At 71.3% G+C, this 14,813-nt stretch carries 12 protein-coding genes and 1 tRNA gene; 4 read left to right on the forward strand and 9 right to left on the reverse strand.

The features are described 5' to 3' along the window. Genes ACWKZU_RS02135 through ACWKZU_RS02155 form a run of 5 tightly spaced genes read right to left on the reverse strand, consistent with a single transcriptional unit; the run spans position 1 to position 6,127 of the window. Complete coding sequence (locus ACWKZU_RS02135; protein WP_449280743.1) at positions 1-1,080, reverse strand: FecCD family ABC transporter permease; 1,080 nt, start codon at positions 1,078-1,080, stop codon at positions 1-3. Next, a complete protein-coding gene (locus ACWKZU_RS02140; protein WP_449280744.1) occupies positions 1,077-2,099 on the reverse strand; it encodes a FecCD family ABC transporter permease in 1,023 nt (340 codons plus the stop codon). Before ACWKZU_RS02140 ends, ACWKZU_RS02135 begins: the two co-directional genes overlap by 4 nt. Further along, on the reverse strand, positions 2,096-3,157 hold the full coding sequence (locus tag ACWKZU_RS02145; RefSeq protein ID WP_449280745.1) for an ABC transporter substrate-binding protein: 1,062 nt from the start codon (positions 3,155-3,157) through the stop codon (positions 2,096-2,098). Before ACWKZU_RS02145 ends, ACWKZU_RS02140 begins: the two co-directional genes overlap by 4 nt. Further along, positions 3,154-5,013, reverse strand: coding sequence for an SIP domain-containing protein (locus tag ACWKZU_RS02150; RefSeq protein WP_449280746.1), 1,860 nt, complete (start codon positions 5,011-5,013; stop codon positions 3,154-3,156). Before ACWKZU_RS02150 ends, ACWKZU_RS02145 begins: the two co-directional genes overlap by 4 nt. A 40-nt stretch (positions 5,014-5,053) precedes the next feature. Further along, on the reverse strand, positions 5,054-6,127 hold the full coding sequence (locus ACWKZU_RS02155) for an ABC transporter substrate-binding protein (RefSeq protein WP_449280747.1): 1,074 nt from the start codon (positions 6,125-6,127) through the stop codon (positions 5,054-5,056). Positions 6,128-6,335: 208 nt separating this feature from the next. Between ACWKZU_RS02155 and ACWKZU_RS02160 the strand changes: the two genes are divergently transcribed. After that, positions 6,336-7,112: a helix-turn-helix domain-containing protein gene (locus tag ACWKZU_RS02160; protein ID WP_449280748.1), complete on the forward strand. Its 777-nt coding sequence runs from the start codon at positions 6,336-6,338 to the stop codon at positions 7,110-7,112. A gap of 100 nt (positions 7,113-7,212) precedes the next feature. Here the strand turns inward: ACWKZU_RS02160 and ACWKZU_RS02165 are convergent. Together ACWKZU_RS02165 and ACWKZU_RS02170 are read right to left on the reverse strand one after the other, a co-directional pair. Beyond that, positions 7,213-7,303, reverse strand: a tRNA-Ser gene (locus tag ACWKZU_RS02165). A gap of 78 nt (positions 7,304-7,381) precedes the next feature. Further along, on the reverse strand, positions 7,382-8,365 hold the full coding sequence (locus ACWKZU_RS02170) for a putative FMN-dependent luciferase-like monooxygenase (RefSeq protein ID WP_449280749.1): 984 nt from the start codon (positions 8,363-8,365) through the stop codon (positions 7,382-7,384). 300 nt (positions 8,366-8,665) lie between these two features. Here ACWKZU_RS02170 and ACWKZU_RS02175 point away from each other — a divergent pair, with 300 nt between their 5' ends. The 3 genes from ACWKZU_RS02175 (at position 8,666) to ACWKZU_RS02185 (ending at position 13,496) form a co-directional block, all read left to right on the forward strand. Then, on the forward strand, positions 8,666-10,111 hold the full coding sequence (locus ACWKZU_RS02175) for a DNA repair protein RadA (protein WP_449280750.1): 1,446 nt from the start codon (positions 8,666-8,668) through the stop codon (positions 10,109-10,111). Between the two features lie 30 nt (positions 10,112-10,141). After that, on the forward strand, positions 10,142-11,659 hold the full coding sequence (locus tag ACWKZU_RS02180) for a malate:quinone oxidoreductase (RefSeq protein ID WP_449280751.1): 1,518 nt from the start codon (positions 10,142-10,144) through the stop codon (positions 11,657-11,659). A 364-nt stretch (positions 11,660-12,023) separates the two neighbouring features. After that, on the forward strand, positions 12,024-13,496 hold the full coding sequence (locus ACWKZU_RS02185; protein ID WP_449280752.1) for an APC family permease: 1,473 nt from the start codon (positions 12,024-12,026) through the stop codon (positions 13,494-13,496). 150 nt (positions 13,497-13,646) lie between these two features. Here the strand turns inward: ACWKZU_RS02185 and ACWKZU_RS02190 are convergent, their stop codons facing one another. Beyond that, positions 13,647-14,426 (reverse strand): HAD-IIB family hydrolase, encoded by a 780-nt coding sequence (locus ACWKZU_RS02190; protein WP_449280753.1) that lies wholly within the window; start codon positions 14,424-14,426, stop codon positions 13,647-13,649. A 90-nt stretch (positions 14,427-14,516) separates the two neighbouring features. Then, positions 14,517-14,813: DUF6941 family protein (locus ACWKZU_RS02195; protein WP_449280754.1), on the reverse strand; the 297-nt coding region annotated here is incomplete at its 5' end.

A 14,813-nucleotide genomic window follows, 5' to 3' on the forward strand; every position in this document is an offset into this window, starting at 1 on the left:
TCAACCGCCCTTTCTCGTCTCTCGGATCAGCAGCCAGATGAGGTAGAGGCCGCCGAGGCACACCGTCAGCAGTCCCACGGGAACCGGACGGTAGATCTGGGCGATCCCGAGCGACAGCAGGTGCGCTGCGGCGAGCAGTGCGGCGCCCATGTACGCGGCCGACGCGATCGATACGCCGGGGGTGCGGGTGAGGCGGCGGGCGAGCTGCGGCGCTGCGAGGGCGATGAAGCCGATGGGTCCGGCCGCGGCGGTGACGAGGGCCGACGTGGCCACGCCGACGACGAGCAGGCCGAGCCTGGCCCGCCCGGCTCGCACCCCCTGGGCGAGCGCCGCGTCGTCGCCGAGCTCGAGCTGCCTGAGCGCCGGCGCGAGCAGGCCGGCGGCGCAGAGGATCACCGCTCCGATCCCGAGCGAGGGCGCGAGGCTCGACCAGGTCACCCGCGCGAGCGATCCCGCGCCCCAGAAGCCCACCGACATCGCCTCGTGGAGATCCGCGCGGGTGATGAGATAGGAGTTGATCGACCCGAGCGCCGCGGAGATCGCGATGCCGACGATGATCAGCCGGAAGCCCTGCACTCCGCGGCGGTACGCGAGCGCGTAGACGAGGAACGCGGTGAGCAGGCCGCCGAGGATCGATGCGCCGGCGATCTGCCAGTATCCGCCCGAACCGACGAGCAGGACGGTGAGGACGACAGCGGTGAAGGCGCCGGCGTCGAAGCCGATGACGTCCGGCGAGCCCAGCGGGTTGCGCGTCAGCGACTGGAAGATCGCCCCGCCGATCCCGAGCAGGGCGCCGAAGGCCACGGCCGCGATCGCGACGGGCAGCCGCCACTCGAGCACGATGGTGCGGCGCAGCTCGTCGCCGCCGCCGAGCAGCGTCTGCAGCACCTGAAGGGGGGAGAACGGGTAGTCTCCGAGACCGATGGCGAGCAGCGCCGAGACCGCTGCGACGGCCAGGAGCGCGGTGCCGATCGCAAGGCTGCGCGCGTGCAGGCGGAGCGCGACCAGCCGTCCCCAGCGCACGTCGCGGTGAGCGTAGCCGGGGTCCACGCGGGTGCGCGGGGCGCGGGCGCCGCTCACAGCCCGCTCGCCCTGCTGCGGCGCACGAGCGCGATGAGCGCGGGCGCGCCGACCACCGCGGTCAGGATGCCCACCTCGATCTCGCCCGGCCGGGCGATGACGCGCCCGATCACGTCCGCCGTCAGCACGAGAGCGGGTGCGGCGAAGAGCGTGCCGGCCAGGATCCACCGCTGATCGGGGCCGGTGAACCACCGCACCACGTGCGGCACCATGAGGCCGACGAACGCGATGCCGCCGGTGAGCGCGGTGGCGCCGCCGGCGAGCAGGGTCACGGCGATCACGCCGAGGACCCTCGTGCGCACGAGGTCGGCGCCGAGCGAGGCGGCGAGGTCGTCGCCGAGCGCCACGGCGTTGAGCGATCCGGAGATCAGCGCGGCCAGCAGCGCGCCGGCGGCCAGGAAGGGGAGCACCGCGAGGGCGTCGTCGAGGCTGGTGCGCGCGATCGACCCGACGCCCCAGCTGCGGATCGCCCGGAAGGTCTGCTCGTCGATGAGCGACAGGAACGTCGAGAACCCCGTGAGCACGGCGGAGAGCGCGACACCCGCGAGCACGAGCGTCACGGGAGAGGCGGAGCCGCGCCCGGCCGAGCCGATGAGATAGACGAGCACGGTGGCGACGACCGCGCCGAGGAAGGCGAACCAGATGTAGCCGGTGATCCCTCCGAGGCCGAGGAGTCCCACGCCGAGGGTCACCGCGAAACCGGCGCCGGCGTTGACGCCGAGGATCCCGGGATCGGCGAGCGGGTTGCGCGTGAGCGCCTGGATCAGTGCCCCCGCGAGGCCGAACGCGGCGCCGGTCGCGATGCCGACGAGAGTGCGCGGCACCCGCAGCGTCCACACGATGACCGAGGCCTCCGAGCCGTCCGGGTGCCAGAGACCGCGCCACACCGCGTCGAGGGGGAGGGGGTTCGCCCCGATCGCGAGACTCGCCAGCGCGATCGCCACGAGGACGATCGCGCCGAGCAGCACGGTGAGCAGCCTCAGCCCGAGCGCGGTCCGAACGTCGGCTCCGACGATCACGGCTCCGAGGCCTGGACCGACTGCTCGCCGAACTCGGCGAGCCGGTCGATGAGCCAGGGAACGCTGATCGCGCTCTGCACGTTCAGGCCCCACGCGAAGGAGTTGATGCCGGTCTCCTGGTCGGCGGGGTCGATGACGACCCGGCCTTCGGCCACCGCCGGCACGGACCGGAAGAGCGGGGACTCCACGAAGTAGTCCGCCGAGCCCTCCTCGAAGGTGCTCACGAGCAGGAAGTCGGCATCGATCAGGCCGATCAGCTCATCGCTGATGGTGGGATCGCCCTCGAACCTCGCGGCGTTCTCGGGCAACTCGAAACCGAGCTGCTGGAAGAGGGCAGCGGTGTCGGTGCCGGGCGCGCTGACGTACGCGGCGCCGTACTCCTCCTCGTAGGCGATCACGTGGGCCGCTGTCCGCCCCTCGAACTCGGGGTGCTCATCCCGGGTGGCTGAGACGACCCCCTCGGCCTCGGCGATCACCTCGTCCGCCTCTGAGGCGAGATCGACCGCCTCCGCGAGCCGCTGCGTCGTCTCCTGCCAGGACAGCTCGCCGCCCTCGGCGTAGAGGACCGGGGCGATCCGGCTCAGCTGCTCGTAGCGGGCGCGGTCGAAACTGTCGTAGGCGTACAGCGCGACGATCAGATCGGGTTCGGCGGCCGCCACCGCCTCGGCCGAGACCTCGGCGCCGGCGTCCGACTCCCAGAGCGTCTCGATGCCCTCCACGGCCTCGGGATCGAGCCAGGGGTTGCGCTCGATGGTCGACGGCGCGAAGACCGGCGTGCCGCCCAGCGCGATCAGCGCGTCGGTGTCGACCGTCGATGCGGTGACGACGGCGACGCGCTCGGGCCGCTGCTCCAGCACGGTGTCGCCGAACGGCGTCTCGAGCGTCAGCGGGTAGCTCGTGGTGCCCTCGGCCTCCGGGAGCAGGGGCGCCTCCACGCCGCTCGGTGCGGAGGCCGGTGAGGGGCTTGCACATCCGGCGAGAGCGGTGAGCGCCACGGACGCGGCGAGCGCCGAGGCGAGGAATCGGCGACGGAGAGGGTGCGGGAGAGCGATGGTCATAGCGATCCTGAGTCGTTGGGGGAGAGTTCGTAGAGGGTGTAGCCCCAGCCGATCGTGCTGCGGCCGGACACGGAGAGCGACGCGGCTCCGAAGAGCCGTCGGTGCTCGTCGTCGTTCCGAGCGCCGCCGCCGGTGAGCGCGAATTCGACGAGGTCGTGCTCGTAGTCGTGCTCGTCGGCGAGCTCCGGGTCGAGCACCTCGGAGAAGACGAGCACCGAGCCGCCCGGCTCGAGCCCGAGCGCCGCCTGTCGGAGCAGGTGCACCGCGTCGGCGTCGGCGAGGCGCCCGAGTGCTCCGGCGATCAGCACGGCGCCGACCGGTCGCGGCGGACCTGACAGGGGGCCGACGGCCTCGTAGCGCACGCGGTCATGCGGCCCGTGCAGACGCTGCAGCGCCTCGATCTCCGACGGAGCCGCGAGGATGGACGCGCACAACCCGGCGTGCGCGTCCACGAGCGCGGACGCGATCGTCGTCGATCCCTCTCCGACGATCGCGAGTTCGCCGGGACCGGCGAACACCTCGGCCTCGGCGAGGGCGCCCGCGACGTAGACCGCGTCCTCGGCCTCGTGCTCGATGCGGTCGTCGAGCAGGCTGCCGGGAGCGATCGCCCGGTCGCGCCAGGACCCGCCGAACCAGCGGGGGTGGTCCCCGCTCCCATGGCGCACGGCCGCCAGCAGCGAGAGCGCACCCGCCAGTTCGCGCGCCGCGTGCGAGCGCTCGAGGTGCAGTGTCCCGGCGACATCGTCGTCCTCCAGCTCGCGCCCGAGGCTCGTGAGCCGGTACCCGTTGCCGCTCGGCGCGACGACGTCGAGGGCGGCGAGGTAGCGCAGCAGCTTCGCGAGGCCGACGGGGTCGCAGTCGAGGCGGGACGCGAGCGACGCGACGCTCTGCTCGTCCCCGTCGAACGCGCCGGCGAGCCCGAGCGTCGCCGCGATGCGCACCGCGAAGCCGGGGAGCAGCTCGCTCAGTTCGTGGAACCGCGCGTCCTCGTCCCGGCTGGCGTCCAGATCCTGTACCGTGGCGTCGTCGTCCGACAGCACGACCTCCTGACGGCGCCAGTACCCGGTGACGTCGACCTGGGACTTGGGCAACTCCTTCTCGTTGCGCAGCCAGCGGCGGATCGGGGCCAGTGTGAGCGTCTCGCCGGCCACCCACGCGAAGACGGTGCCGGGCCACCACTCGGCGTCCCGGATGGCGTCGAACAGGAGCGTCGTCGTGCCGGGCTCGGCTCCGTCGCGACTGAGCCAGGTGATCTCCACTCCGTCGTGCTCGGGCAGTCGCTGCCGGTGCCCCGGCTCCGCGACCTCGATGAAGACCTGGGCGCGCGCGCCGGCCGGCCACTCCTCGAGCCAGCGGGCGATCGCGGGCAGAGCGGTCTCGTCGCCCGCGATGAGCACCCAGTCCGCCCCCTGCGGGTGCGGAGCGGACATCTTCGGACCTGCGATCTGCATCCGCTCGCCGGGCCGCACGCTCGTGGCCCACGAGGTGGCCGGGCCGATGCCGTGCTGCACGAAGTCGACGTCGATCTCCCCGGCCTCCGGGTCCCACCGCCGCACCGTGTAGGTGCGCAGCAGCAGGTGCTCGTCGCCCCGGGGCCAGTTCAGCACGCCGTCGGCCTGGGTCGGACCGACGGGTTCCGGTGCGTCGGGGTGATGCAGGAGGATCTTGAACTCGTCGTCGAACCCGTCCGAGCGGAACGCCGCCACCTGATACCCGTTCGCCGCGGTGTGCGCCGCGAGCTCGGACCCTCCGAGGGTCACGCGTCGCATGCCGGGGGTGACGTCGACGACCCGGAGCACCTCGAGGGTGCGGGTGGTGATGGGGAATACGGCGAGCGGTCGCAGGCTGCTGCGCATGAGGACTCCTCGGATTGCGCCGGGGCTGTGCCCGGACGGATCAGTCGAACAGGCCCGCGAAGGCGCCGGTGAGCTCGTCGACGGCCCAGCGGTGGGTCAGCACGTTGGGGTACGCGAAGGCCCAGGCCAGGTCGAGTCCCCCGGTCTCGGGATTCGGATCGATGGTGGAGACCTTCCCGGCCTGCACCGCGCCCAGCTGCTGGTAGAGGCCGTTGCCCTCGAGCCAGGAGGTCGCCTCCTCGACCGAGCCCTCGCCGCCGTGGCGGGCGACGACCAGGGCCTCCGCGTCGACGAGGCCGATGTTCTCGATGGCCACGTCGCCCCAGTCGAAGGCGCTCAGCTGCTCGACGTTCGGGTGCTCGTCGAAACCGAGCTGATCCAGCAGTTCCTCGGCCGGCGACCCCGAGGTGTTCACGAACTGGATCCCGGCCTCCTGTCCTCGGTTGATGATGATCCCGACAGTGCGCCCCTGGTACTCGGGATGGGCCTCGGCGGCTTCGACGATGCTCGCCTCGGTCTCCTCGATCTTCTGCTCGGCGAGATCGCCGAGATCCGTCGCCTCGCCGACGCTGCGCACCAGCTCGCGCCAGTCCCAGGCGAAGTCTCCGCTCGCCTCGATCGCGAGCACCGGCGCGATCGAGGAGAGGCGCTCGTAGTCGTCCTCGAGCTTGCCGTAGGTGCTCGCGATGATGAGATCCGGCTCGGCGGCGAGCAGCGCCTCGAACTGGAAGCTGTCGGCCCAGGGATCGACGAACTCCGGGATCTCGTCGAAGCGGGTGCTCTCGATCCAGGGATAGATACCCGAGTCGGAGCCGACGACCGGTGCGATGTCGAGGGCGAGCGTCGACTCCTGGTCGCCGAGGCCGCCGATGACGGCGATGCGTTCGGGGCGATCCTCGAGCACCGTCTCACCCCACGGGGTTTCGAGGGTGAGCGGGTAGTCGGTCGCGCCCTCCGCGGGAGGCAGCAGCGCGGCGTCGCCGGAGCTCTGCGCGCCCGCCGCGGTCTCATCGGATCCCGGCCCGTCCGAGGGGGTGCAGCCCGACAGGGCGATCAGGGCGGCGAGCGCGGCGGCTACGGCGGTGCGCCTGCGGGCGCGGATCATGGTGGGCATGGCGATGTGGAGGCTTTCTGGATCGTCGGCGAAGGGGAGGTCGGAGGCGATGCCGTTCCGAGTCCGGCGGGAGCAGCACGATGTGCTCACATGAGATCTAGGTTAGGTGACGCTAAGCTTCATCTGAGTGCAGTTTCCGACAGCTTGCGGGCGCAAAGCGACAAACCGGCATCGCCCGTGCCCCATCGATCCGGAGCAGGAGGGCGGTATGCAGGTCTCCACCGCGCAGACGCACGGATCCGGCACCCTGGACTCGCGCGGCCCGAGGCGCCTCCACCTGCCGTCGGTCAGCATCCCGGAGCGCGTGCACTACGACGAGCACATGATGCTGTGGCAGGCCAGGGGGAGCGCCGAGGCGGTGCTCGACGGGGTCAGCCGCACGCTGACCGCGGGGCACGCGATCTGGATGCCCGCGGGAACGAAGCACGTGCTGCACGTGCACGAGAACTCGGTGATGCTGCCCATGTTCTTCGAGATCGCGGGTGTCGCGACCACGCTGCAGGGAGCGGCGACGGTGCGCGTCGACCACGAACTGCGCACGCTCTTCCTCGCCTACATCCAGTCGCAGCAGACCATCATCAGACCCGATGCCGACATCGCCCGCCAGATCCTCTCGACCATCGAGCGGCAGCCGGCGCTCTCGACGAGCCTCGTCATGCCGGTCTCGGAGGCCGCGGGAGGCATTGCGGAGATCCTGCGCTTCAATCCGGGCGACAGTCGCACGGCGGACGAGCTCGCCGCTCAGGTGCACGCCTCTCTGCGCACGATCGAGCGCGCGTTCAAGGCCGAGACCGGCATGACTCTCAGGGAGTGGCGGATCCAGAACCGGATGGAGCGCGCCGTGGAGCTGCTGCGCTCCGTGCACAGTCTCGAAGCCGTGGCGCACCGCGTGGGCTACACGAACGCGAGCGCTTTCCGCAGGGTGTTCAAGGGGCACTTCGGCATGACGCCGAGCGAGTACGTCGCCCGCTACGTCACGGCGTGAGGGGTGCGGGCCGAGGAGGCCCGGACGCTGCCGCGCGTCGAGCCAGGGAAACGAGGAACCCCCGAGATCCCTGTCTTTCAAGGGATCTGCGGGGGTTCGATGGCGGTGACGGTGGGATTTGAACCCACGGTGCGGGGTTACCGCACACGACTTTTCGAGAGTCGCACCTTCGGCCGCTCGGACACGTCACCGCGGAAAAGAATACGCGATTCCGGCCGCGAGCGCGAATCGAGCCGCCCCGAGCGCACGCCCGGCGTGTCGGGCCCCGTTCAGGCGCGCGTGCTCCAGCCGAAGCGGGGAGCGACCTCCGTCGCGAACAGCTCGAGCGAGCGCAGCACGTGCTCGTGGGGCGCGTCGACCGAGTGCACCTGGATCGCCACCTCGGCGGCGTGCTCGAGGGTCGGGTCCGCCGCGAGCGACTCGGCGACCTCGTCCGCCGTGCCGAGGTGGGTGTCGCTGCGGCGGATGAGCTCGTCGAGGGGCGCGTCCTCGGCGACGCCGAAGAGCGCGGCCTGACGGCGCAGCCCCACGTCGGCGAAGCGGAGCGCCTCGGCGCGGTCGTCGGCGACGAACACGGTGCGGGAGGCGGTGATCCGCGGCGCAGCGCCATCGGGCAGCGCGTCGAGGTAGGCGTCGACGATCGGCTGCTGGATCTCGTGCAGCGAGGCGTGCTCGCGGCCGGGCTGCCGGGGCTGCGTGCGGCTGAGCAGCAGCCCGTGACCGTGACGCCCGGCGCGCGCTCCGCCGGCGGCGCTGAAGGTGGCCTGCCACACGCGATCCTCGAGCGATCCCGCCGGGGGATACAGGGTGTTGCCCGCCCCCAGCTCGCGTCCCGCCAGAGCATCGACGAGCACCTCGAGCTTGCGCTCGTAGTCGGCGGCCTTGTTCTCGAGAGCCAGCCCGAACGGCGCGAAGGAGGTGGGGGTGCCGCCGCTTCCCAGACCGAGGTCGATGCGCCCGCCGCTCAGCAGATCGGCGACGACCGCGTCCTCCGAGACGCGCACCGGATCCTCGAGCGTCAGGGTGACCACCCCCGTGCCGAGGCGGATCGCCGCGGTGCGCTCCGCGATGCTCGCGAGCAGCACGAACGGCGACGGCAGTCCGCCCTCATCGGCGCGGAAGTGGTGCTGGGCCACCCACGCCCGCGCGAAGCCGTGCCGCTCGGCGTGCTGGATCTGCTCGGTCGCGAGGCGGTAGCGCTCGGCGGGCGGGGCGGCGTCGAGCAGCCGGGTGAAGAAGGCGATGTCGGTCATGTCGGTGGGGCTCCCCGTGGATCGTGTGATTCCAGGCTAGTGAGCGGCGCGGGGGAGCCCAAAGCGGGCCGTCAAGGGCGGTCACATACCCGGGCACCGCCGCTGCTTCGTGGGCGGCGCGAATCCACAGTTCGCATATGGCCCCTATTCGGGCGCCGAATGGGCGATATGCGAACTATGGATCGGGTCGGGTCGGGGGAGCGCGTGCGGACGACGGGGAGCGCGCGGACGGCGGGGAGAGCGCGCGGGCTGCGGTGGTGCCGCAGCCCGATGTCGGGGGCCGCCGGTAGGCTCGCCGGCATGGCGAAGACGAACAGCGTGTACGCGTGCTCGGAGTGCGGATGGCAGACCTCGAAGTGGGTCGGCCGCTGCGGCGAGTGCCAGCAGTGGGGCACGGTCGAGGAGCGCGCGCAGCCGGGCGCCTCGCTGGCCCGAACCACGCGCGCGATGGCGCCGGTCTCCGGTCGCGAGGCGAGGCCCATCACCGAACTGCACGGCGACTCCGTGCGCCACCGGCCAACCGGGATCGGCGAACTGGACCGGGTGCTCGGGGGCGGAGTGGTGCCCGGCGCGGCGATCCTCTTCTCGGGCGAGCCCGGCGTCGGCAAGTCCACCCTGCTGCTCGACGTGGCCTCGCGCTTCGCCGGCGCCGACGGGGGAGCCGACGCACCGCAGATGAACGACGCCGACGGGCGATCACGGGTGCTCGGCGCCGACGGGCGATCACGGGTGCTCGGCGCCGACGGGCGATCACGAGTGCTCGGCGCCGACGGGCGATCACGGGTGCTCTACGCCAGCGGCGAGGAGTCGACCGGGCAGATCCGCATGCGTGCGGAGCGCACGGGCGCGCTGCGCGACGAGCTGTTCCTCGCGAGCGAGACCGACCTCGCGACCGTGCTCGGGCACATCGAGGCGGTGGATCCCGCCCTCGTCATCGTCGACTCGGTGCAGACGATGGCGAGCGGCGAGATCGAGGGCAGCGCGGGTGGACCGGCGCAGGTGCGCGAGGTGGCCGCAGCGCTGATCCGCGCGGCGAAGGGGCGCGGCACGCCCGTGATCCTCGTGGGGCACGTGACGAAGGACGGATCGGTGGCCGGCCCGCGCCTGCTCGAGCACCTCGTCGACGTGGTCTGCCACTTCGAGGGCGACCGCCAGACCTCGCTGCGCTTCCTGCGCACGCTCAAGAACCGCTACGGCCCCACCGACGAGGTCGGCTGCTTCGAGATGACGGATCGCGGCATCTCGGAGGTGCCCGATCCGAGCGGCCTCTTCCTCAGCCGCGCCGCCGCGCCGGTGAGCGGCACCTGCGCCACGGTGGCCATGGAGGGGCGTCGCGCACTGCCGGTCGAGGTGCAGGCGCTCGTCGCGAAGAGCGCCACACCCAACCCGCGGCGCGTCACGAGCGGGGTGGATCCCTCGCGGGTGGCGATGATCCTCGCGGTGCTGGAACGACGGGTCGGCGCGCGCCTGCACGACCAGGACGTCTACGTCTCGACGGTCGGCGGCGTCAAGCTCGCCGAACCCGCGGCCGACCTCGCGATCGCGCTCGCGGTGCTCTCGGCGATCACGGATCGCGCGCTGCCGCACGATCTCGCGGCGTTCGGGGAGATCAGCCTGGCCGGAGAGGTGCGCCCCGTGACGGGAGGGCCGCAGCGCGCGAACGAGGCCTCGCGCCTCGGCTACACGCGGGTGATCGACGCTGCATCGGCGACCTTGGACCGGGCCAGGAAGGACGCCGGTCTGTGAGCCCCCGAGAGGCGAGTAGACTTGCAGACCGTGAGTAAGAACACGGTAGATGTCGTCCTGATCGGCGGCGGCGTGATGAGCGCCACCCTGGGCACGCTGATCAAGCAGGTGCAGCCCGACTGGACGATCGAGATCTTCGAGTCCCGGTCAGAGGTCGCGACCGAGAGCAGCAATGCCTGGAACAACGCCGGAACGGGGCACGCGGCGCTCTGCGAGCTCAACTACATGCCCGAGGGCAAGGACGGCAGCCTGTCGTCTGCCAAGGCCATCGACATCAACGAGCAGTTCCAGCTCTCCCGGCAGTGGTGGTCGGCGCTCGTGCAGCAGGGCGTCCTCGGCGAGCCCGCCTCGTTCATCAACGCCACCCCGCACATGACCTTCGTGCGCGGCGAGGCCAACGTCGACTACCTGCGACGTCGCTACGACCTCCTGAAGCAAGAGCCGCTCTTCGCCGACATCGAGTTCAGCGACGACCCCGCGCAGATCGCCGAGTGGGCCCCGCTGCTCGTCGACCGCCGCGCGAAGGACGAGGTGTTCGCAGCCACCCGCTCCGAGAGCGGCACCGACGTCGACTTCGGCGCCGTGACCCGGCAGCTGATCCGCCACCTCGTCTCCGCCGGCGCCGAGCTGCACCTCAACGCGCCGGTCAAGCAGCTGAAGCGCCGCTCTGACGGCACCTGGGACGTGGGCGTGAAGGCCTTCTCGGGCACCGGCTACCGCACCGTCAACGCGAGGTTCGTCTTCGTGGGCGCCGGCGGCGGCGCGCTGCACCTGCTGCAGTCCTCCGGCATCCCCGAGATCAAGGGCTTCGGCGGCTTCCCGATCAGCGGCAAGTTCCTCAAGTGCGACAACCCCGAGATCGTGAAGCAGCACCGCGCCAAGGTGTACGGGAAGGCCGCCGTCGGCGCGCCGCCCATGTCGGTGCCGCACCTCGACACCCGCATCGTCGACGGCAAGGAGAGCCTGCTCTTCGGCCCCTACGCGGGCTTCAGCCCCAACTTCCTCAAGAACGGCTCGTGGTGGGATCTGCCCGGTTCGGTGCGCCCGCACAACCTCGGGCCGATGCTCAAGGTGGGCCTCACCGAGTTCTCGCTCGAGAAGTACCTGGTCGGCGAGGTGCTCGCCAGCCGCGAGAAGCAGATGAGCGCGCTGCGCGAGTACATGCCCACCGCCCGCTCCCAGGACTGGGAGATGATCACCGCCGGTCAGCGCGTGCAGGTGATGAAGCGGGATCCCCAGAAGGGCGGCATCCTGCAGTTCGGCACCGAGGTCATCACGGGCGCCGAGGGATCCATCGCGGGCCTGCTCGGCGCGTCGCCCGGCGCCTCGACGGCCGTGCACGCCATGCTCGGCGTGCTCGAGCGCTGCTTCCCCGAGCGGTTCGAGCAGTGGAAGCCCGTCTTCAAGCAGCAGGTGCCCGCGTTCGGCGAGGGCCTCAACGGCGATCCCGAGGCCGCCGCCGCCTCGCTCGCCGAGACCGCAGAGATCCTCGGCCTCGTTCCCGCCGCCGCGCAGGCGACGGCCGAGACCGCTCCCGCCGAGGCCTGAGCCGGCACGCCGGCATCGAGCCGCATGCGGCTCCGCACCGCCGAGAAGGGCGTCCGAGAGGGCGCCCTTCTTCGTGTTCCCCGGCCGTCGCGCGCTCGCGTCCCGGCCGTCCCGGGCCTGCGTCCCGGCCGTCCCGGGCCTGCGTCCCGGCCGTCCCGGGCCTGCGCCCCGATCCTCCCGCGCCCGCACCCTGCGACAAGCCCGGATCTGCCGGCCCGGGCTTGTCGGAGAGCGACCACCCGTAGTCCCCGGGCGACCAAGACGTCTCGGATCCCTAACCATCGGGCTCCGAACGTAGACAAGTCCTGATCGGGTGTGTTTTCCTTGCAGGAACCTGCGTCGTCTGCGTTTCAAAGGAGAAGCCATGTCTGAAGCTCGCAGTGAAGCGCTGGCCCGGAATCAGCTCGGTGTCGGCTCGATCGTCTTCCTCGTCCTCGCGGCGGTGGCACCCGTCACGGTGCTCATCGTCGTGCTGCCGCTCGCCATGGCGCTCGGCAACGGCGGCGGCCTGCCGGTCGCCATCCTCATCGTGGCGGCGGCGCTGCTCCTGTTCGCCGTCGGCTACGCCCAGATGACCAAGGAGCTGACCAACGCCGGCGGCTTCTACGCGATCGCGGTGCGGGGCCTCGGCAAGACCGCGGGTCTCATCACGGGCCTCATCGCCACGATCGGGTACAACGCCTTCGTCGCCGGCGCGCTCGGCACCATCGGCTTCTTCACCGGCATGGTGGTGATCCCCGAGCTCTTCAACGGTCTCGTGATCGACTGGTTCGTCTGCGGCCTCGTGCTGTGCCTGATCGTGTTCCTGCTCGCCCGATCCGGCATCCACATCAGCGCCGTGGTGCTCGGTATCGCGCTGGTGCTCGAGATCATCCTGGTGCTGGTGTTCGCGTTCTCGGTGCTCATCCAGGAGGGCTTCAGCTTCTCGGTGTTCACGCCGGAGATCATCATGGGCGGATCGCTGTGGATCGGGCTGCTGCTGGCGGCGACCGCGTTCATCGGCTTCGAGGCCACCGCGCTCTTCGGCGAGGAGGCGAAGGAGCCGCGCAGAACCATTCCGCGGGCGACCTATACCGCGATCATCGTCATCGGCCTGATGCACGCCTTCGCCGCCTGGGCGATGGCGAGCTCCCTCGGGGCCGCGCAGGCGCAGGACGAGGCGCTCGCCCACCTCGAGGCCGGCGACCTGACGCTGATGCTGATCGACAAGCACCTCGGGCCGTTCATGGTGCTCGTCGCCCTGGTCCTGGTGGTGGTCAGCCTCTTCGCGGCGCAGCTCGCCTTCCACAACTCGGCGGGCCGCTACCTCTTCGCCCTGGGCCGCGCCCGCGTGCTGCCGCGCTGGCTCGCCAAGACCAACGCGAAGGGCGCTCCCGAGCGGGCTCTCGTCGTGAACCTGATGTTCGCGGTGGTCATCGCCGCGATCTTCCGGTTCGTCTTCCCGGACCTGCCGTCGATCCTCACGCTCGTGCCGGTGGGTCTCGGCTTCGCGACGCTCGCGATCATGATCGTGCAGGCCATCGCCGCGCTCGCCGTGGTGGTGTACTACCGCAAGACGGCGGATCCGCGCTGGTGGAGCACCTTCATCGCGCCCGGCATCGGCTTCCTCGCGCTCCTGGTGTTCAGCATCATGGCGATCGTCAACTTCTCGACGGTCGCGGGATCGGACGAGCCCTACGTGCTGGTGCTGCCGTGGATCCTCGTGGCGGCCGTGGTCGGCGGGATCGTCTACGCGGCTGTGCTGCGGTCGAAGCATCCCCGCGTGTACGAGGGACTCTCGGAGGACCTCGAGAAGTTCGACGAGGAACTCGCGGAGGCGGCGCACGACCACCCCTGAGGATTCGCTGCCGGAGCCACCGCACCGGAGTCGCAGGATCCACCACCGCCATGGATTCTGCGTCCTGCGACTCGCCCCGCTCGCGCAGCCCGACCGGCTCCGCCGCGCGCAGCACGACGGTTCTCGCTCAACCGGCGGGGTCGGCTGCGATCAACCGGCGGTGCGCTCCGCCGCCAGCAGCTCCTCGAGGAAGTCCGCGGTGTCCTCCCACCCGTCGACCGCAAGGCACGGCACGCCGAGCGCCTTCACCGGGTAGTCGTTGCCGTCGGGATCGAGCCGATCTCCGACGAACAGCATCTCGTCGAGCGGGATGCCCGTGTGCGCCTCGAGCTTGCGCATGCCGTACGCCTTGTCGATGCCCCGCCTCGTGATGTCGACCGAGGTGGATCCGCCGCTGCGCACCTCGAGCTCGGGGAGCCGGGCGGCGACCGCCGCCCGCAGGGCGTTCTTCTTCGCGCCGTCGGGATCCCACGTCTGCTTCACGGCGACGGGCGCGCGCTGCCCCAGCGCGGAGAAGGTGACCTGCGATCCGCGATCCTCGAGGATCTCGCCCCACGGATCCGGCTCCCACAGGCCCAGCCGCTCCGCCTCCCCGCGCAGCGCCGAGAGGGCCGCATCGCGTTCGGCCGGCGTCAGGTTCTCGCGGTAGACGGTGGCCCAGCCCCCGTTCTCGCGACGCTCGTAGCGGGTGCCGCACGTCGGCAGCAGGTGCAGTCGCTCGAGTGCCGACTCGTCGACGCCCTCGTACGCGTCGAGCCGATCGACCAGCTGCGCCTCGAACTGCTCGAAGTTGCCACCCGAGATCACCGCCACGGCGGTGCGTTCGAGCAGCCGGGCGAAGGCGGCGAGCATGCGCGGATCGACCGGGGACTTCGAGGGGGCCAGGGTGTCGTCGAGATCGAATGCGATGAGGCGTGGGATCGTGGGCACCCGTCGATTCTTCCACAGCGATCCCCGGCGCCGCCTGCGTCGCCGTGGATCCCGTCGGACGAGCCGGATCGTCCGGCCGCCGCGGGAGGCCTACTCGTCGTCGAGATCGGGCATCGAGGTGGCGTTGGCGTAGAAGCGCACGTCGACGCGCTCGAGCCCCACTCCCTCGAAGATGATCCGGTAGGTGCCGGGCATCGGGATCCGGGCGTCGGCCAGCTGGAAGACCATCGGGATGTAGCCGAAGCTGTCGTTGCCGCCGCCGAGGCTGAACGTGCCTTCGAGGCCGAAGACCTCGGCGCCGCCCACCGCGGGCTCGCAGCGGGCGCGGAACGAGCGCTCCGGATCGCCTCGGCGGGCCTCGCTCTCGTCGTACTCGACCACGATCAC

This window comes from Leucobacter sp., from assembly GCF_053528595.1.